Below are 1,633 nucleotides of genomic sequence, written 5' to 3'. Positions count from 1 at the left end.
CGCCCGCGCCGGGCAGGTGCACGGCACCTCGGTGACGCTCGTCGCCGACCTGCGCACCGCCGCCCACTTCGACCTGCCGTGGCTGTCCTCCCCGCGGGTCTCCGCCGAGCTGACCGCGCAGATCCCCGACTGGGAGGAGCTGTTCGGCTCCGCGGACTACTGCGCCTGCTCCGACTGCCGGTCCGTGCACGGCCAGGCCGCCTACCTCGTCGACCTGCTCCTGTCGCTGCGCGACCTCGGCATCAGGGGCGACCCCGAGCCGCCCGGCGGCGAGGGCCACGTCGCCAACGCGCTGTACCGGCGCCGGCCCGACCTCTGGGACATCGAGCTGACCTGCGACAACACCAACCTGCAACTCCCGTACGCCGACCTGGTGAACGAACTCCTCGAAGACGTCGTGTCCCCGGTGCACATCCCCGCGACCGAGCGGCAGACCAGCGGCGACCCCGCCCACCTGCGGGCGCAGCCGCAGCACGTGAACCCGGGCGCGTACGAGGTGCTCCGCCGCGCCGTCCACCCGTTCGGCCTGCCCTTCGACCTGTGGCGCGAGCAGACCCGCGTCTGCCTGGCCCACCTCGGCGTGCCGCGCGAGGAGTTGCTCGCCGCGCTGCTTCCCGCCACCGCGACCGGGACCGCCCTGGCCGTCGAGCGCGCCGGGCTGCCGCCGGCCGGCTGGCGGATCGTGACGGGCGAGCCGCTGGAGCCGGCCCGTACGCTCGCGGAGTTCTACGGCAGGCCGGCCGGCACCGCCCCCGACGCCCTGGTCCTCGACCTGACCGTGGTGCGGCGGCTGCTGGACGCGACCGGCACGGTCTACGCCGACCTCCTCACGATCCTCGACACCCGGTTCGTCAACCCGCACGGGGCCGTGCACATCATCGGCAGCGACGGCGGCCCCGCCTGCGACACGAACAACCTCTATCTGTCCGGTCTCGACGCGGCGTTCCTCGACCGCCTCCACCGGTTCATCCGCCTGCAGCGCGCGCTCGGCTGGCCGGCCCTCGACCTCGACCTCGTGCTGATGTCCGCGGGCACCCGGGGCCGGCTGGACGCCACCGCGCTGCGCGGCGTCGTCGCCGTCCGGCGGCTCGCCGAGCGGCTGCGGCTCACCCGCGAGCAGGTCCTCGTCCTCTACGGGCCGCTGCCCACCCACCCGTACGCGACGGCGGACCGCCCGCCGCTGTACGACCGGCTGTTCCTGGACCCGACCGTCGTGCAGCTCGAACCGGGGCAGGTCGGCCCGTTCGCGCTGAACGCCGCCCGCACCGAGGTCGCCGTCGTCGGCGACCTGCTGGCGCCCGCCGTCACCTCCGCGCTGCTCGCCGTCCTGGAGGTCACCGACGCCGAACTGGCCGAACTGGTCACCGGCCCGCGCTCGGTCACCCCGAGCCGGCTGCTGACGCTGGCGAACCTGTCCGCCCTGTACCGGACCGTCGTCCTCGCCCGCGCGCTGCGCATGTCGATCGCCGACCTGCTGCGGCTGATCGAGCTGTACGGGGGCGGCGGCCCCTTCCCCGTACCGCCGGACGGGTTCAACGGCGGCGAGGCGGAGCTGAGTTCCGGCCTGCCGATGGCGCACCCGGTGCACCCTGCGCTGCCCGTACCCGCCGGCGGCGACGAGCCGGAACTCGCC

The 1,633-nt window shown here is 75.0% G+C and carries 1 pseudogene; it reads left to right on the top strand.

Going from position 1 to position 1,633, the window contains the following annotated elements:
- Positions 1-1,633, top strand: a pseudogene (locus H5J30_RS31960) (Tc toxin subunit A); the annotation flags it as partial.

Source organism: Streptomyces phytophilus (assembly GCF_013870535.1).
Lineage (GTDB): Bacteria > Actinomycetota > Actinomycetes > Streptomycetales > Streptomycetaceae > Streptomyces > Streptomyces phytophilus.
Note: the sequence above shows the minus strand (reverse complement) of the source record. Positions and strands in the feature narration are given on the sequence as shown.